This window comes from Pannonibacter sp. Q-1, assembly GCF_054073275.1.
The window spans coordinates 725429-743205 of the sequence record NZ_JBSXNB010000002.1 but is presented as its reverse complement, the minus strand read 5'-3'; the positions used below and the strand labels follow the sequence as shown (position 1 = coordinate 743205).

General features: G+C 63.2%; 17 protein-coding genes. 3 read left to right on the top strand and 14 right to left on the bottom strand.

The genetic code is table 11. The features are described from left to right. Positions 1-614: 614 nt before the first annotated feature. From parC to rpoZ, 10 genes are all read right to left on the bottom strand, one after another. On the bottom strand, positions 615-2864 hold the full coding sequence (parC, locus tag ACVNHC_RS07475) for a DNA topoisomerase IV subunit A (protein WP_457166849.1): 2250 nt from the start codon (positions 2862-2864) through the stop codon (positions 615-617). A gap of 93 nt (positions 2865-2957) precedes the next feature. Beyond that, positions 2958-3722: a DNA repair protein RecO gene (gene recO / locus ACVNHC_RS07470; protein WP_457166848.1), complete on the bottom strand. Its 765-nt coding sequence runs from the start codon at positions 3720-3722 to the stop codon at positions 2958-2960. A 42-nt stretch (positions 3723-3764) separates the two neighbouring features. Next, positions 3765-4679: a GTPase Era gene (gene era / locus ACVNHC_RS07465; protein WP_457166925.1), complete on the bottom strand. Its 915-nt coding sequence runs from the start codon at positions 4677-4679 to the stop codon at positions 3765-3767. 154 nt (positions 4680-4833) lie between these two features. Then, entirely contained in the window at positions 4834-5541 is a 708-nt protein-coding gene (rnc, locus tag ACVNHC_RS07460; RefSeq protein WP_122519775.1) for a ribonuclease III, read from the bottom strand. A gap of 13 nt (positions 5542-5554) precedes the next feature. Next, positions 5555-6316, bottom strand: coding sequence for a signal peptidase I (gene lepB, locus ACVNHC_RS07455; protein ID WP_457166847.1), 762 nt, complete (start codon positions 6314-6316; stop codon positions 5555-5557). 136 nt (positions 6317-6452) lie between these two features. Next, positions 6453-6893: a holo-ACP synthase gene (gene acpS, locus ACVNHC_RS07450; RefSeq protein WP_123195625.1), complete on the bottom strand. Its 441-nt coding sequence runs from the start codon at positions 6891-6893 to the stop codon at positions 6453-6455. 69 nt (positions 6894-6962) lie between these two features. Continuing rightward, a complete protein-coding gene (locus ACVNHC_RS07445) occupies positions 6963-7535 on the bottom strand; it encodes a DUF2062 domain-containing protein (RefSeq protein WP_058900231.1) in 573 nt (190 codons plus the stop codon). A 32-nt stretch (positions 7536-7567) separates the two neighbouring features. Further along, complete coding sequence (pyrE, locus tag ACVNHC_RS07440; RefSeq protein WP_457166846.1) at positions 7568-8149, bottom strand: orotate phosphoribosyltransferase; 582 nt, start codon at positions 8147-8149, stop codon at positions 7568-7570. Positions 8150-8176: 27 nt separating this feature from the next. After that, positions 8177-10387, bottom strand: coding sequence for a RelA/SpoT family protein (locus ACVNHC_RS07435; protein WP_058900230.1), 2211 nt, complete (start codon positions 10385-10387; stop codon positions 8177-8179). Positions 10388-10464: 77 nt separating this feature from the next. Further along, the gene (gene rpoZ / locus ACVNHC_RS07430; RefSeq protein ID WP_019962555.1) at positions 10465-10863 is read right to left on the bottom strand and encodes a DNA-directed RNA polymerase subunit omega; all 399 of its coding nucleotides are present in this window, start codon (positions 10861-10863) and stop codon (positions 10465-10467) included. 365 nt (positions 10864-11228) lie between these two features. Here rpoZ and ACVNHC_RS07425 point away from each other — a divergent pair, with 365 nt between their 5' ends. Both ACVNHC_RS07425 and ACVNHC_RS07420 read left to right on the top strand, forming a co-directional pair. Next, a complete protein-coding gene (locus ACVNHC_RS07425) occupies positions 11229-11816 on the top strand; it encodes a LabA-like NYN domain-containing protein (RefSeq protein WP_457166845.1) in 588 nt (195 codons plus the stop codon). Between the two features lie 14 nt (positions 11817-11830). Then, positions 11831-12502, top strand: coding sequence for a uracil-DNA glycosylase (locus tag ACVNHC_RS07420; RefSeq protein WP_123193975.1), 672 nt, complete (start codon positions 11831-11833; stop codon positions 12500-12502). Here ACVNHC_RS07420 and ACVNHC_RS07415 read toward each other — a convergent pair whose 3' ends face one another. The 4 genes from ACVNHC_RS07415 to hemB all read right to left on the bottom strand — a co-directional run bounded on the left by ACVNHC_RS07415 (position 12503) and on the right by hemB (position 16336). Next, positions 12503-13273, bottom strand: coding sequence for an arginyltransferase (locus ACVNHC_RS07415; protein WP_457166844.1), 771 nt, complete (start codon positions 13271-13273; stop codon positions 12503-12505). It abuts the gene before it with no gap. 124 nt (positions 13274-13397) lie between these two features. Further along, positions 13398-13883, bottom strand: coding sequence for an RDD family protein (locus ACVNHC_RS07410; protein WP_457166843.1), 486 nt, complete (start codon positions 13881-13883; stop codon positions 13398-13400). Positions 13884-14002: 119 nt separating this feature from the next. Further along, positions 14003-15277 carry a threonine ammonia-lyase gene (locus ACVNHC_RS07405; RefSeq protein WP_058900226.1) on the bottom strand — a complete coding sequence of 425 codons (1275 nt, stop codon included), beginning with the start codon at positions 15275-15277 and terminating at the stop codon, positions 14003-14005. Positions 15278-15304: 27 nt separating this feature from the next. Beyond that, positions 15305-16336: a porphobilinogen synthase gene (hemB, locus tag ACVNHC_RS07400; protein WP_058900225.1), complete on the bottom strand. Its 1032-nt coding sequence runs from the start codon at positions 16334-16336 to the stop codon at positions 15305-15307. A gap of 294 nt (positions 16337-16630) precedes the next feature. On the opposite strand from hemB, the gene ACVNHC_RS07395 reads away from it, so the two are divergent. After that, a complete protein-coding gene (locus ACVNHC_RS07395; protein WP_457166842.1) occupies positions 16631-17770 on the top strand; it encodes an isobutyryl-CoA dehydrogenase in 1140 nt (379 codons plus the stop codon). Positions 17771-17777 lie beyond the last annotated feature (7 nt).

The following is a 17777-nucleotide window of genomic DNA, read 5'->3' as shown; positions in this document are numbered from 1 at the left end:
TAAAACTCATATGCGGCACGTTCATGCGCATGCGCAAGACGCCGCCACCCGCCGCCACCCGCCACTGAACATACCGTATCCGTCATCCCATGACTTGATCATGGGATCCACACCGTTCCGCTTCAGCTTGCGCCTGGTGTCATTCGGGTGCGATGCGGAAGATCTTTGCACTTGGATGGGAAGTGGAATGGATGCCATGATCAAGTCATGGCATGACGGAGTGTGTGGCTGATGTGATTGGGCTGGTTGAAACGCTGTTTCGGTCTTGCTTTTTCTGGATCTGGCTGGCTGAGAAGTGTCTGTTGCAGGCACGCCGGTCCACTCGCCACCTGTCACTGATCACACCGTATCCGTCATCCCATGGCTTGATCATGGGATCCACACCGTTCCGCTTCAGCTTGCACCTTGTGCCATTCCAGTGCGATGCGGAAGGTCTTTATCCGTAGACGGCAATGGAATGGATGCCATGATCAAGTCATGGCATGACGGAGAGTGTGGCTATTGTGCTGGGGAGCTCTAATAACATTGGGGAGAAGCCTTGCAGCTTCTCCCCGTGCCGTTTCACACCAAGGCTTTCGATGCTGGTGCATCACGCCTTGAAACTGCTCATGCTATCAAAGCTTGCCCGTGCCGAACTTGTTGGTGCGGGGGAAGCCGGTGGGGGGCAGGCGGCCGGCCTGGCCCCGGTCGCCGCGCCAGTCGGCGAGATCGTCCATGGAGCGGTTGAAGCTGCGGCCCGAGCTGTCGATCCAGACAAGACCGGCTTCGCCTGAGAAGACCACCGCATCAGCGACGCTGCCGTCCCGGTAGCGCTGCAGGCGCACGCCGCGCCCGCGGCCCATTTCCGGCACCTGCGCCAGCGGGAAGACCAGCAGCTTGCGGTTCTGGCCGATGATGGCGACCTGATCGCCTTCCACCGGAATGCAGAGCACGGCTTCGTTCGGCGCGGTGACATTCAGCACCTGCTTGCCCTTGCGGGTGTTGGCGATGACATCGGCCTCCGGCACGATGAAGCCGCGTGCCTCGTCGCTGATCACCATCAGCTTGCGGCCCGGCTTGTGGATGAAGGCGCAGACGATGTCCTGGCCTTCGTCCATGTCCACCATCAGGCGCACCGGCTCTCCGTGCCCGCGCCCGCCCGGCAGGGTGGCGGCGGAAAGGGTGAAGAACTTGCCGGCGGTGGTCAGCAGCAGGATCTTGTCCGTGGTCTCGCCATGGAAGGAGAACTTCAGCTTGTCGCCCTGCTTGAAGGCGACGGTCGCGAGGTCCTGCTGATGGCCCTTGAGTGCACGGATCCAGCCCTTTTCCGAGATGATGACCGTGACCGGCTCCTTCTCGATCATGGCCTGCTGGATGTCGCCGATGTCATGGTCCGGCGCTTCGGCCACATCGGTGCGGCGCTTGCCGAGCTCAGTCTCCGGGCCATAGGCCTTGGCGATTTCCGCCGTTTCCTTGGCCAGATGCGCCCACTGCTTGGTATCGGAGCCCAGCAGTGCGTTGATCGAGTCACGTTCGGCGCTGAGCTTCTCGTGTTCCTTGCGGATTTCCATTTCCTCAAGCTTGCGCAAGGAGCGCAGGCGCATGTTGAGGATGGCTTCCGCCTGCACGTCGGAGAGGCTGAAGGCGCGCATCAGCGAGGCCTTCGGCTCATCTTCCTCACGGATGATGCGGATCACCTCGTCGAGGTTGAGATAGGCGATCAGATAGCCTTCCAGCACCTCAAGCCGGTGCAGGATCTGCGCCAGACGGTGCTGCGAGCGGCGCACCAGCACTTCCTTGCGGTGGTCCAGCCACTCGCGCAGAACCTGCTTCAGGCCCATCACCATGGGCACCTTGCCCATGGACAGGACGTTGAGGTTCAGCGGGAAGCGGGTTTCAAGCTCGCTGAGCTTGAACAGGGATTCCATCAGAAGAGCCGGGTCGACGTTGCGCGAACGCGGCACCAGGACGACGCGCACGTCTTCGGCGGATTCGTCGCGCACGTCGTCCAGCAGCGGCAGCTTGCGGGCGGTCAGCAACTCGGCGATCTTCTCGATCAGGCGAGACTTCTGCACCTGATAGGGGATCTCGGTGACGACGACGACCCACTGGCCGCGCCCCAGATCCTCCACGGCCCAGCGGGCGCGGACGCGGAAGCTGCCACGGCCGGTCTCATAGGCCTCCAGCAGCCCCTTGGGATCGTCCACCAGAATGCCGCCGGTGGGGAAGTCCGGGCCCTTGAGATAGGCCAGCAGATCCCGCGTCTCGGCTTCCGGGTGCTTGATCAGGTGCTGGGCGGCAAGGCACAGCTCATGGGCATTGTGCGGCGGAATGGAAGTCGCCATGCCCACGGCAATGCCGGAGGAGCCGTTGGCGAGCAGGTTCGGGAAGCCGCCCGGCAGAACCAGCGGCTCGCGCTCTTCGCCGTCATAGGTCTCGCGGAAATCGACGGCATCCTCGTCCAGCCCGTCCAGCAGGCGCTTGGCCGTGTCGGTCAGGCGCGCTTCGGTGTAACGCATCGCCGCCGCGTTATCGCCGTCGATGTTGCCGAAGTTGCCCTGGCCCTCGATCAGCGGATAGCGCTGCGCGAAATCCTGGGCAAGGCGCACAAGGGCGTCATAGACGGCCTGGTCGCCATGCGGGTGATACTTACCGATCACGTCGCCGACCACGCGGGCGCATTTCTTGAAGCCGGCACCGGGGTCCAGCTTCAGAAGGCGCATGGCGTAGAGCAGGCGCCGGTGAACCGGCTTCAGGCCATCGCGCACATCGGGCAGCGCCCGGTGCATGATGGTGGAGAGGGCATAGGCAAGGTACCGTTCTTCCAGCGCTTCGCGCAGGTTGACGCCTTCAATGCCGCTTGGTGGAATCAGCTCGTTTCCCATGCTGCGAGCCATAGCCCGGATTGGCCCATCCACACAATTCTGCAGGGGCGGAAATGGCAGAATTCTGCAGGTTTTTCCCCGGTCTTGAGCGGTTTATCCGCCAAAGCCCATCAGGCCCGCCTGCTCATAGGCCTTGGCGAAGGCCGCTGTCATGCCGGTGCGCGTGGTGGAGAGGTCAAGACCGGCGGGACCGGTGACATGCCGGTCGAGGAAGAAAGCGGTGAGCGTGAAGCCGCCGGAGAGGTCGGTGAAGTTGATTTCCGTGCCCGGCTGGCGCTCGCCCTCCACCAGAAAGGCGGGCAGAGGCAGCAGCTTGTCGCGGTAGGGGGCCCCGGCATCGCGGCTGACGGCACGGGCGCTTTTCGGAGAAACATAGGCCAGATCCCAGGCCTGACCGGTGGCGGCGCAGCGGCTGAGGTCAAGGCCGAAGCCGAGTTCTGTCAGCAGCGCCAGTTCATAGCGCACGATCAGGGGACCTGCGATCAGCGGCTCGTGCAGGTGGTCCAGCACCACGGTGAGGGCCTGAAACAGGCCCTCATGCGCGGCGCGTTCCGGCAGCAGGCGGGTGAGGGCGGCCAGATGCTGCACGCCATAAAGTGCGCATGCTTCCTGCATCAGGAAACCGGCGCGTAACGACAGGCCTTCAACGGAAAAAAGGCCGAGCTGGCCGGGCAGCCGGGCGCGCCAGGTGAGGCGCAGCGTGTTGCCGGGCTGCAACAGCGGCGTCAGGCGGGGTGAGCGCGCCGAGCGGACAAGGCCGAGATGCCGGCCCTGATGGCGGGTCATCACCTCGGCGACAGCCGCGCTTTCCCCTTGCGGGCGGCAGGAAAGGAGAACGCCGTCATCTGTCCATTCCATCGGCGTGCCACCCGGTTTCCCTGTTCTGTGTCCCGCGCCGGATCAGCGCGGGAATTCCAGCCCCATCTCGCGGTAACGCTCCGGATCATCGGCCCAGTTCTCGCGTACCTTGACGAAGAGGAACAGATGCACGGGCCGTTCCACGATTTCCGTCAGTTCGGTGCGGGCGGCCTGCGAGATGATCTTGATGGTCTGGCCCTTCTTGCCCAGCACGATGGCCTTCTGGCTGTCGCGCTCCACATAGATCGTCTGCTCGATGCGCACGGAGCCATCCTTGCGCTCTTCCCACAGTTCGGTCTCGACGGTGGAGACGTAGGGGATTTCCTCGTGCAGGCGCTCGAACAGCTTCTCGCGGGTGATTTCCGCCGCCAGCATGCGCATGGGGGCATCGGAAACCTGATCCTCCGGATAAAGCCAGGGGCCGGGGCGCACTTCTCCGGCGAAATAGGCGAGAATGTCCGAAACGCCATCACCGGTCAGGGCCGAGACCATGAAGGTGCGCTCGAAGGTGACGGTTTCATTCGCGGTGGTGGCGACCTTCAGAAGCTTTTCCCGGTTGGCGACATCCGTCTTGTTGAGGATCAGCACCTTCTTGCCGGGCATGTTTGCAAGGCGGCCAAGGATGCCTTCCACCTCTTCGGTCAGGCCCTTGCGCGCATCGATTAGAAGTGCCGTCACATCCGCGTCGCGTGCGCCGCCCCATGCGGTGTCGACCATTGCCCGGTCCAGCCGGCGCTTGGGTTTGAAGATGCCGGGGGTGTCGACGAAGATGATCTGCGAGGAGCCATGCATGGCAATGCCGCGCACGATGGCGCGGGTGGTCTGGACCTTGTGGGTGACGATGGAAACCTTGGTGCCGACCAGCTGGTTGATCAGCGTCGACTTGCCGGCATTCGGCGCGCCGATGAGAGCAACGAAGCCCGCACGGGTGCCGTCTGCGGTATGAAGGGCGTCCATGTCGGTCCCGGCGGCGCCGGGCAGGTCCTGATCGGTCAAATCTGTCGTCTTTCAAGGTGTCATCCGGCGTGGCGGACAGCGGTCCGGCCCCGGCGGGTCAATCATAGCGGGTTTGTTGGGTGAGGCGAAGCATCCCGTGCATGGGCCCCGGGCGTCAGTCGCTCCAGACGCCTTCCCGCCGCAGCATGGTTTCGGCGGCAGCCTGTTCGGCCACGCGCTTGGAGTTGCCGCGCCCTTCGGCGCTGGGGAATTTTTCCACCTGCACGGCAACGATGAATTCCGGCGCATGGTCCGGGCCGGTGCGGTCGACCACCTTGTAGAGCGGGGCCGGCAGGCTCTTGGCCTGCACCCACTCCTGCAGGGTGGTCTTGGCATCGCGCAAGGGGCCGGAGAAGGTCAGCATGCGCGGCTCCCACAGGCGGCGCACGAAGTCTTCCGCCGTCTCGAAGCCCGCATCCAGATAGATGGCGGCAATTACCGCCTCGCAGATATCGGCCAGCAGTGCCGTCTTCTGGCGCCCGCCGGTCTGCGCCTCGCTCTGGCTGATGCGCATGTCATCGCCCAGCTTCAGCTCGATGGCGATTTCGGCGCAGGTCTCGCGCTTGACCATGTGGTTCAGGCGCCGCGCCATTTCGCCTTCGTCAGCACGCGGATAGTGCCGGTGCAGCATGCTGGCAACCGCAAGCCCGAGCACCCGGTCGCCGAGGAACTCAAGCCGCTGGTAGCTGCCGCCGGACGTGTCGGCCCCGGACAGGGCGCTGGCATGGGTCAGCGCCTGTTGCAGCAGGCTGCGGTCGGTAAACTTGTGGCCGATGCGCGCCTCGACGGCGGCAAGCATGTCTGTCTTGCGGGAAATGGTCATGCCGTCTCCTGCCTCAGATCGACTGGAACAGGCGGTCCCAGCGGACGGACCAGGGCCAGTACCAGAACTGCCAGGCAGGCTGACCGCCATCCACCGAGAAGAAGATCACTTCGGCGCGGCCGACAAAGTTGTCGAGCGGCACATAGCCGACGCCGCCCAGTTCCACCGGAACGCGGCTGTCGGTGGAATTGTCGCGGTTGTCGCCCATCATGAAGTAATGGCCGGCCGGCACCTTGAACGGGCGGGTGTTGTCGGACTGTCCGCGCGGGGTCAGGTCCAGCGTGTCGTAGCTGACGCCATTGGGCAGGGTTTCACGGTAGCGGGCGACGCGGCGCTCGTTGCCGAAACTGTCCTTGTCGATGAAGTCCTCGATGCGCTCGCGCGGGACGGCCTCGCCGTTGATATGCAGCACGCCATCGATCATCTGGATTTCATCGCCCGGGAGGCCGATGACACGCTTGATGTAGTCGGTGGAATTGTCGTGCGGGGTCTTGAACACGGCCACATCACCGCGCTCCGGATCCGAGCTCAGCACGCGGCCGGAGAAGGGCGGCATGCCAAAGGGGAAGGAGTAGCGCGAATAGCCGTAGCTGTATTTCGACACAAACAGGTAATCGCCGATCAGCAGCGTGTTCATCATTGACCCGGAGGGGATGTTGAACGGCTGAAACAGGAACGTGCGCACGACCAGCGCGATCAGCAGGGCCTGAATGATCACCTTGACCGTTTCGCCAAGGCTGCCTTCCTTGGCTTTTTTCTTGTCCGTCACGCTCATGTCGTCCTTCATTCGTGCCGCGAGGCGCCATCGGCCTCAGTCTGTTGCTGCGACTTTTAGCCGTTCATGCCGGGACTGGCAACGCAAGGCTTGGCGCAAGGCCTGCCACAAGCCTTTCTTGCTGCTTGTGGAAGCCTCAGGCCTGCTCGCGCACGGGCGGGGCAGGGGGCTCCGGCCAGTCCTGCGGCCAGGCGGAAATCACCACGAAGGCCTGCGCCAGCGGGTAGTCATCGGTAATGGTCAGGTCAATGCGGGCCTTGAAGCCTTCGGGCGTCAGCCGGGCAAGCCGTCCGGCGGCGCTGCCTGTGAGTTCCAGTGTCGGGCGGCCGCTCGGCAGGTTCACCACCCCCATCTCCCGCCAGGCAACGCCCATGCGGATGCCGGTGCCAAGTGCCTTGGAGCAGGCCTCCTTTGCGGCAAAGCGTTTGGCATAGGAGGCTGCCCGCTCGGCGCGCCGGTCGGAGCGCTGGCGCTCCCTTTCGGTGAAGACGCGGTTGGTGAAGCGGTCGCCGAACCGTTCCAGTGTCTGCTCGATGCGGCGGATGTCGATCAGATCGCTGCCGATGCCAAGAATCATGGCTGCCTTTCCCTGGCCCGTCAGAACGCGCAAGACATGGAATTAGGATGCCGGACAGGCATCTTCAAGCTATTCGGCCTTGCGGCTTGCGTCCCGGCGCTTTTCAAGGCGCAGGCGCTTGGCTTCCTGATAGGTGCGCACGCTCTGGAAAACGATGACATAGCACAGTGCACCGCAGACCAGTCCCAGCGGAATCCCGCCGATCAGCATGGGCTTGATCACCGGCCAGAGCGTATCGAACGACTGCTCCATCAGGTTGAAGCCATAGCGGGTGGCGCCTTCGCGGCGGGCAATCTCATGCTGGCTGGAGCCCAGGATCAGGTGGCCCAGTTTGTAGGTCGCAGCCCAGATGAAGGGAAAGGTCAGCGGATTGCCGACAGCCGTGCCAAGCGCCGAGGCCAGCATGTTGCCCCGGATTGCAAAGGCGCAGGCGGCCGCCAGCAGGAAATGAAAGCCCATCAAGGGGGTAAAGGAGGCGAAGGCGCCTGCCGCGAAACCTCTGGCGATTGCGTCCGGGCTTGCAGTCAGGCGCAGGACGCGCTTGCCGTAATAGCGGAACGACCGGGACCAGCTTTCCCGCGGCCAGACGGCGACGCGCATCTTTTGAAGCCGGGTTGGCGGTGTTCTGCGCTGAAACAGCATGCGGTCCTGTCTCCCTTTCCCGTTTTGCCCGCTCAGGCGAGGTTGCGGCTGCCCGGCTTCACGGCCGGAAGCGCCGCCAGTTCCGGCGGCAGCTTGTCCGGCTCATAAGCCGGCACCTTGTACTGTGTCAGCGATACAAGTGGCACGGTTGTGTCCGCCTCTCCGGCGGAGCGGTCAATCAGGCAGGCCACGGCTAGAACTTCGGCGCCAATTGCCTTCAGTGCGTCAACCGTCTCGCGGCTGGACAGGCCCGTGGTGACGATGTCTTCAACGATGACGACGCGCGCGCCCTTTTCCATCTCGAAGCGGCGCAGGCGGAACTCTCCGCCCTCACGCTCCACCCACATGGCCGGAACGCCGAGGTGGCGGGCGGTTTCATAACCGGGGATCAGGCCGCCAAGGGCAGGGGAGACGACGGCATCGATCTTGCCAAGGCCGGCCGCCTCGATCTTCCGCGCCAGCGCCTTGCACAGGCGTTCGGTCTTCTCCGGATACATGAAGACGCGGGCCTTCTGCAGGAAGACCGGGCTGCGCAGCCCGGAGGAAAGAATGAAATGCCCTTCCAGAATGGCCCCCGCCTCGCGGAAAACGGCCAGGACTTCGTCCTGCGTCATCGTCCAAAGTCTCCGTCTTGTGCCGGGTTAGCCGTTGACACGTGTCACGCTCGACACGTTCGGCTTGGCCCGCAGCTGGTTGATGATACGGTTCAGATGTTTCAGATCCCATACCTCGAGATCGATGATCATCTGATGGAAGTCGGCCACCTTGCGGACCATCTTCAGATTGTCGATGTTGCCGCCATTGTCGCCGATCACCTGGGCGATGGCGGCGAGGGAGCCGGGCTCATTCAGCGCTGACACGTTGATGCGCGCCGGGAAACGCTCCGGATTGTCCACGTCGATGTCCCAGCGCACGTCGATCCAGCGGTCGCTCTGGTCGTCGAATTCCTTCAGTGCCGGCGACTGGATCGGATAGATCGTCAGCCCTTCCGAAGGCGTCAGGATGCCGACGATCCGGTCACCGGGCACAGCGCCGCCATTGGGGGCAAAGCTCACCGGAATGTCACCGGTCAGGCCGCGGATCGGCAGCGCCATGCCATCGGTACCCTGCGCGGCATCGGGAATGCGGAACTTGAGGCCCTGGCCCTTCTCGAGATCGAACCAGCCTTCACCAGGCTCCGGTTTCAGATGAGCTGTGCGCTCGTCCTGATAGTCCGGGTGCACTGCCTTGACCACCTGCTGCGCGCTCAACTCGCCGCGCCCGACGCTGGCCAGCAGGTCGGCAATGGTTTCCTGATTGAGCAGGCCGAGCACGCCATCCAGCAGGCCTTCCGAATAAGGCTTGTCCGCACGGTTGAAGGCGCGTTGCAGCACATGCTCGCCAAGGGCGCCATATTGCTTGCGGATGGATTCGCGCGTGGCCCGGCGGATCGCGGCCTTGGCCTTGCCGGTCACGGCAATCGATTCCCAGGCGGGCGGCGGCGTCTGCGCCTGCGAGCGGATGACTTCCACCTCGTCGCCGTTCCGCAGTTCAGTCACCAGCGGCATGATCTTGCCGTTGATCTTGCAACCGACGCAGGTGTTGCCGATGCCCGTATGAACCGCATAGGCAAAGTCGATCGGCGTTGCCCCGCGCGGCAGGGCGATCAGGCGCCCCTTGGGTGTGAAGCAGAACACCTGGTCGTGGAACAGTTCCAGCTTGGTGTTTTCAAGGAATTCTTCCGGCGTGTCGCCCTGCGACAAGAGATCGATGGTGCGCCGCAGCCAGTCATAGGCGCGGCTTTCATCCGTGTGCCGGGCAATGTTGCGTCCGCCCGTCTGCCCGTCCTTGTAGAGGGCGTGGGCGGCAATGCCGTATTCGGCCACCCGGTCCATCGCCTCGGTGCGGATCTGCAGTTCCACGCGCTGGCGGCTGGGGCCGACGATCGTGGTGTGGATCGAGCGGTAGTCGTTCTGCTTCGGCGTCGAGATGTAGTCCTTGAACCGCCCCGGCACGGTCGGCCAGGTGGTGTGGATGATGCCCAGCACCCGGTAGCAGGCCTCGGTGGTGCCGACGATGACGCGGAAGCCGTAAATGTCGGAAAGCTGCTCGAAGCCCAGCGACTTCTGCTGCATCTTGCGGAAGATGGAGTAGGGGCGCTTTTCACGGCCCTTGACCCGGGCGGCGATGCCGCGCTCGGCGATCTGGGCGGTCAGCAGGCTTTCGATCTCGCCGATCAGCCCGCCGTTGCGCTCGCGCAGGCCCGTGAGCCGCTCGGCAATCGTGGCATAGGCTTCCGGATTGAGCACCTGGAAGGACAGGTCCTCCAGCTCCTCGCGCATGTCCTGCATGCCCATGCGCCCGGCGAGCGGGGCATAGATCTCCATCGTCTCTTCGGCGATGCGGCCGCGCTTGTGCTCCGGCATGTGCTGGAGCGTGCGCATGTTGTGCAGCCGGTCCGCCAGCTTCACCAGCAGCACACGCACATCATCGGCGATGGCGAGCAGCAGCTTGCGGAAATTCTCCGCCTGCTTGGTCTTCTGGGAGACGAGGTCGAGGCGCTTGATCTTGGTCAGGCCTTCGACAAGCTTGCCGATTTCCTCGCCGAAGACCGTGTCGATCTCCGCGCGGGTTGCATCCGTGTCCTCGATGGTGTCATGCAGCAGCGCGACGGCAACGGTCGCATCATCCAGCCTGAGATCGGTCAGGATGGCAGCCACTTCGAGCGGATGGGAGAAATAGGGATCGCCGGAAGCGCGGGTCTGGGACCCGTGCTTCTTCATGGCATAGACATAGGCCTTGTTCAAAAGGCCTTCATCGGCATTCGGATTATAGCGGGTAACCCGTTCGACAAGCTCGTATTGGCGCATCATGGCCGCAGCAGACACCCTTGGACACAGATTGCAGCACCAGGGCTTGCCAACTCAGATGACCCGCCTCATGCCGGAAATCAGATGTCGTCCGAACGCTCCGGCGGCACAAGGCCTTCCAGACCGCGCAGCAGATCTTCTTCCGACATGCGGTCGAACTCAACGTTCGAATCGTCTACCGCATTGACCTGGGTGCCGCCAGAATTGCTGGACGGAACGAGCGGTACGGCTTCCGCCTCCGGCTCATCCACTTCCACATATTTCTGCAGAGAATGAATGAGGTCTTCCTTAAGATCTTCCGGGCTCACCGTCTCATCTGCGATTTCTCGCAGGGCGACGACCGGATTCTTGTCGTTGTCGCGATCGATGGTCAGCGGCGAACCGCTTGAGATCATCCGGGCGCGATGTGCTGCCAGCAGCACCAGCTCGAACCGGTTATCAACCTTGTCGATGCAATCCTCGACGGTCACGCGCGCCATAGGACTTCTCCATATGTTCTGGAATTCAAGTGATGAGCGTATATTAGCAACTGCACCTTAGCGCAACCCTCGCTGTTTCGTGATTGAGCATGAGGCGTCACAAGGGCGAAAAAATGGCTTGAGAACCTTTCACATGCGCAATTGGGGGCCATATTTACGATTGCGGAGTGCTGCGCCAATGTAGTACCCCAACTGTTGCGCCCATCAAAAGACGTCCAAATAATGGCGTTCAGTTAAAAGTTTAACTTTTGCTGCCTGGGAAGCAACGCAAACGAGCGAGTGATTGTTTATACAAGTCAATCAATTGCGCCCTGACAGGTTGAGTGCTGCACCAAAGCCCGCTGGTGCTGGAAAGGAATTGCTTTATGTTCGATTCAAGAGAAAAAATTGCTTTGTTTATTGATGGGGCGAACTTGTATTCGACGGCAAAGGCGATCGGTTTTGATATCGATTACAAGATGCTGTTGAAGGAGTTTCAAAGCAAAGGCTATTTGCTGCGCGCCTATTACTACACTGCGATCATTGAGGATCAGGAATATTCCTCAATTCGTCCGCTGATTGATTGGCTTGATTACAACGGTTACAAGGTTGTGACGAAGCCGGTGAAGGAATTTGTTGATTCCAGCGGCCGCCGTAAGGTCAAGGGCAACATGGATATCGAGCTGGCGGTGGATGCCATGCAGCTCGTCGACAGCGTTGATCACATCGTCCTGTTCTCGGGGGATGGCGATTTCCGCTCGCTGGTTGAAGCTCTGCAGCGCAAGGGCCGCAAGGTCAGCGTCGTCTCCACGCTTCAGACCCAGCCGCCGATGATTGCCGATGACCTGCGCCGCCAGGCTGACCACTTCATCGAGCTGGCGAGCCTTGCCAACCGCGTTGGCCGTGATCCGGCCGAGCGTCCCTCGCGTGCCTCCGACCGCGACCGTGACGCCGACGAAGATGACGACTACTGAGGCCTGAACCGCATATGGCTGGTGTTGCTCTGGACCCGGCACGCGATTGTCCGCTGTGCCCGCGTCTCGTTGCCTTCCGCGAAGAGCACCGGCGTCTGTCGCCGGACTGGTTCAACGCGCCCGTGCCGTCCTTTGGTGACAAGGCACCGTCCCTGCTGATCGTTGGTCTTGCGCCGGGCTTGCGCGGCGCCAACAGGACAGGGCGGCCGTTTACCGGGGATTATGCCGGCGATCTTCTCTACGAGACGATGATCGACTTCGGTTTTGCCAGGGGCGTCTATGAGGCACGTCCGGATGACAGCCTTGAGCTGGTGGATGCCCTGATCACCAATGCGGTGCGCTGCGTCCCGCCGGAAAACAAGCCGACCGGCCCGGAAATCAAGACCTGCCGGCCGTTCCTGATTGCAACGCTTGACGCCATGCCTTCGGTCCGCGCGGTGCTGGCGCTGGGGCGCATTGCCCATGACACGTTTCTGACCGCTCTGTCGCTGCCGCGTGCAAAATCCCCCTTCGTGCATGGGGCAGGGCATGACATTCAGCTGTCCGGACGGCCGGTGAAGCTTTTCGACAGCTATCACTGCTCCCGCTACAACACCAACACGGGACGGCTGACGCGGGAGATGTTCCGCAGCGTCTTTACTTCGATCCGCGCTCACGTGGATGAGACCAGCTCCTTGCCGGCCTGATCAGCCGTCAGACAGGCTTGCGGACGGGCCGGGCTGCGACCAGCCCTCCGGCCCCAGATGCTCCTGCGGCTGGAAGCGCTCCTTGTAGGCCATCTTCTGCGACCCTTCGACCCAGTAGCCGAGATAGACATAGGGCAGGCCGAGCCTGCGGGCGCGCTCGATATGCTCGAGGATCATGAACGTGCCGAGGCTGAGGCTGTCGATCGACGGGTCGTAAAAGGAATAGACCATCGACAAGCCGTCGGCCATGCGGTCGGTCAGGGCAACGCCGATCAGCGGCCCGGTGCCGCGCCGGGTGAGGAACGTGTCCGGCCCGCGGCGGCGGTATTCGATGACCATGGTGTCCACATGGGTGTCTTCCACCATCATCGCGTAGTCCAGCACGCTCATTTCCGACATGCCGCCATTTTCATGCCGGGCCAGAAGATAGGTGCGGAAGAGATCATATTGTTCGCTGGAGGGGGAGGGCGGCAGCTCGGCGCCAACCAGCCAGCTGCCCTTCTTCCAGGTGCGCTTGAAGGAATTGGTCCACTGGAAATCCGCCACCCGCACCCGCACCGAAACGCAGGCCCGGCAGGCCTCGCAGGCCGGACGGTAGGCGATGTTCTGACTGCGGCGGAAGCCGCCCTGCGTCAGCACGTCATTGAGGGCAGGCGCCTGATGACCGACCAGATGGGTGAACACCTTTCGCTCCTGCCGGCCCGGCAGATACGGGCACGGCGCAGGGGCCGTCAGGTAGAACTGGGGATGGTCGATCGGGTGCCGGGTCACGTCGGAAGATCTGCCTCTCGTTGCAGACAATGATATCCCGACAGGATGGCGCGGCAAGAGGGAACGTCAAGCACCCATTTCCGGCAATTTCCGGTGCCGGAGCGCCGCGCAATCCGGTCTGATGTCAGAAACGGCGGTCCGCGTTGATGACGACGGTTCCAAGGATGATGTCATGCAGCAGACGCTTGCGGTCCGACACGAGGCTGACCAGCAGCACCAGCGGCGTCAGCAGGGTGACGGAGAACCAGAACAGCAGCGCATGCATCGCTGCCAGCAGGGCATAGGGCTTGCCGCCGTGCCACAGGCGCATTTCGAGGCCCATGGCGCGCATGCCCAGCGTCGAGGCGCGTTCGCCGCCCAGCGTGATGGCGGTGTAGGTCAGCGCCACGCCCTGCCACAGGAAGGCATAGGCGAACCAGGCGAGGCCCAGCGTGAAAATGCCGAGAAAGAAGACGAGGATCCCTGCCATCAGCGTGAAGAGTGCAATTATGGCCGTGTCGATCAGAAAGGCCATGATGCGCTTGCTGCGCAGCCCGCTGAAAAGTGCAGGATCATCGGTGGCGCCAAAGCCGCCGCGCCTGGGTTCCAGAATTTCAGCCTGATAGGACATTACCGCCTCCGTTTCTGCCATTCATGTGGGAAGAACGGGACGAACAGTCAATTGTTCCGTTCCAGTTTGCCGCCAGGGTTTTTGGTATGCCCGCCAGCTTCACCGCGCAGCGCGCCGCCTCAGGCCATCACTTCGGCCACATTCATCTGCCGCACCGCGTAGCCGCGTTCGCGCAAGGCTTCGATGATGGCCTGGCCGTGGGCGGCGTCGAAGGTCTCGAAGGTCACATCCAGCGTTGCGCCCTTGGCCGGCACGTTGAGGAACAGGCGGTGGTGCGACACGTCCACCACATTGCCGCCGCGCCCGCCGATGAGAGAGGTGATTTCGCCCAGTACGCCCGGCCGGTCCGGCGTGTCGATGCGCACCGAGACAAGGCGGCCATCGCGGGAGAGCTCGCGGATCACGATGGAGGAGACGAGGCGCGGGTCGATGTTGCCGCCGCACAGCACCAGCCCCACCTTCTTGCCCCGGAACAGCTCCGGCGCCGTCAGCAGCGCGGCAAGGCCGGCAGCCCCTGCGCCTTCCGCCAATGTCTTCTGCTGGGTCAGGAACAGGTTGATGGCCCGCTCGATGGCGCTTTCCTCGGCCAGAATGATGTCATCGACCAGTTCGCGCACGATCTTGCGCGTGAGGACGCCGACGTCCTTCACCGCAATGCCCTCTGCGATCGTGGGCCCGCCGCAAGGCAGATCCTGGTCATGCACGGCACTCCACATCCCCGGATAGAGCCGCGATTCGACGCCCACGATGGAGATCCCGGGCTTCAGGCCCTTGGCGGCCACGGCCATGCCGGAGATCATGCCGCCGCCGCCAACCGGAACGACGAGGCACTCAAGATCCGGCACGTCTTCAAGCATCTCCAGCGCGATGGTGCCCTGGCCGCGGATCACATGCGGATCATCGAAGGGATGCACCCAGACGAAGCCCTTTTCCTCCGACAGGCGCTGCGCTTCAGCCGTTGCCCCCACCAGCGTGTCACCAGCCAGAACCACTTCGGCGCCATAGCCGCGCGTGGCGGTGATCTTCACGAAAGGCGTCGTCTCCGGCATGACGATGGTGGAGGGAATGCCGAGCCGGCCAGCGTGATAGGCAACAGCCTGTGCATGGTTGCCCGCCGACATGGCGATGACGCCGCGCTGGCGTTCTTCCTCCGTCAGCGACAGCAGCTTCACCAGCGCCCCGCGTTCCTTGAAGGCGTTGGTGACCTGCATGTTCTCGTATTTGACGAAAACCTCGGCCCCGGTCAGCGCCGACAGCTTGGGCGCGGGTAGGAACGGCGTGCGCAGCACGGCTCCCCGGATCAGACGCGCCGCCTCTTCCACATCGGCAAGGGAAAGCGGCAGGGGGCCAGAATCCTGTTTTTCAGAGGTCTGGCGATCAGAGGGGCTATGCATGGATCCGTCCGGAAAATGGGCGGCCTCTCAGAGGCCGCTTTTGAGAAGCTCTGCCACGCGGGGCGCGAAATAGGTGAGAATCCCGTCCGCTCCGGCGCGCTTGAACGCCAGAAGGCTTTCCAGCATGGCGCGTTCGCCGTCAAGCCAGCCATTGGCGGCAGCGGCCTGGATCATCGCGTATTCTCCCGACACCTGATAGGCATAGGTCGGCATGCGGAAGGTGTCCTTCACCCGCCAGACAACATCCAGATAGGGCATGCCGGGCTTGACCATCACCATGTCGGCGCCTTCGGCAATGTCCAGTTCCACCTCGCGCAGGGCCTCGTCCGTGTTGGCCGGGTCCATCTGATAGGTGCGCTTGTCGCCGATCAGCGTCTTGGAGGTCCCCACCGCGTCGCGGAAGGGGCCGTAGAAGGCCGAGGCATATTTGGCGGCATAGGCCATGATCTGGGTTTCGCGGTGGCCATTGGCATCCAGCGCCCGGCGGATGGCGCCGATGCGCCCGTCCATCATGTCGGAGGGCGCAATCACGTCTGCGCCTGCTTCCACCTGCGTCAGGGCCTGGCGGCAAAGCTGATCGACGGTCTCGTCATTCAGGATGCGCTCGCCATGCATCAGGCCATCGTGGCCGTGGCTGGTGTAGGGGTCCAGCGCCACATCGGTGATGAGGCCGATGTTGAGGCCCGCCTGCTTGATGGCGCGGCAGGCGCGGCAGATGAGGTTTTCCGGATTGAGCGCCTCGTTGCCGGCATCATCGCGCAAGCCGGGATCGGTGTAGGGGAAGAGCGCCAGCGCCGGGATCGACAGGCTCGCCGCATATTCGGCCTCGCGCACGGCTTCATCCACCGACATGCGCTCGACGCCCGGCATGGAGGGCACCGGCTGGCGGATGTTGCTGCCATCCACGAGGAAGATCGGCCAGATCAGGTCATTTACGGTCAGGGCGTTTTCCTGCACCAGCCGGCGCGCCCAGTCGGCGCGGCGGTTGCGGCGCAGGCGGCGGCCGCCGAGAATGTCGTCAATGTGCTCGGGGGAAACGCTGTGGAAGGGGCTGGACATGGGGCGGGTCCTGGAATTCGGAAGTTTTGATCATGCGTGATGGGCGCGGACTGTAACAACAGCGCCGCCGTGATGCCATAGGGAGGACTGCGGCATCATGGACTTTGCTGCCTGAGCGGCGGCCGTTTGCGCCAAGCCATAGGCCAAAGAGACGATCTGCCACCAAATTGACGTTAAGGTCAAAACGGGCTACCCCGGAATAACAAGGGTTGCAGAGCGGCAAGGGGCAGGCAGGAGGAGAACCGCCGCCCGGGATCGCCATCTGCGGCCATCCGTGCAGGCGGGAGGAGCCCCATGGACTTTGCCTTGAACGAGGAGCAGCGCGCCTTTCAGGAGGTGGCCGCCAGCTTTGCCCGCGACGAGATGGAGCCCCATGCGCGGGAGTGGGACGAGAAGTCCATCTTCCCGGTGGAGACCCTGCGAAAGGCGGCAGAGCTTGGCTTTGCCGGCATCTATGTGCGTGAGGATCTGGGCGGATCGGGCCTGACGCGGCTGGATGCAGCGCTGATCTTCGAGGAGCTCGCCAAGGGCTGCACCTCGACGGCGGCTTATATTTCCATCCACAACATGACCGGCTGGATGATCGACCGGTTCGGCTCGCAGGAGCTGCGCGAGCGCTATCTGCCGGACCTGTGCAGCATGCGCCGCTTTGGCAGCTACTGCCTGACGGAGCCGGGCGCGGGCTCGGACGCGGCAAGCCTCAGAACCCGCGCCATGCGGGACGGGGACAGCTACGTCCTCAACGGCACCAAGGCCTTCATCTCCGGTGGCGGTGCGTCGGACGTTTATATCGTCATGGCCCGCACCGGCGGGGAGGGGCCGGGCGGCATCTCCTGTTTCGTGGTGGACAAGGGTACGCCGGGGCTGAGCTTCGGGGCGCAGGAAGTGAAACTCGGATGGAAGAGCCAGCCGACGGCGCAGGTCATTTTTGAAGACTGCCGCATTCCGGCGGCAAACCGCATCGGCGAAGAAGGCGAGGGCTTCAGGTTTGCCATGGCCGGACTGGATGGCGGGCGGCTGAACATCGGTGCCTGCTCGCTGGGGGCGGCGCAGACCTGCCTTGAGCGCAGCATCGCCTATATGAAGGACCGTCAGCAATTCGGGCGTTCCCTCTCCACTTTTCAGGCCTTGCAGTTCCGGCTGGCCGACATGGCGACGGAGCTGGAGGCGGCCCGGCTGCTGCTGCACAAGGCGGCCATGGCCGTCGAGCAAAAGGCGGAAGGGGCCACGCGCCTTGCCGCCATGGCCAAGCGCCTTGCGACGGACACGGGCTTTCAGGTGGTCAACGAGGCGCTGCAGCTGCACGGCGGCTACGGCTACTTGCGCGACTATCCCATCGAGCGTTTCCTGAGGGATGTGCGGGTGCACCAGATTCTGGAAGGCACCAACGAAATCATGCGCGTCATCATTTCGCGCGATCTGATTGGCCGGTGAGAACAGC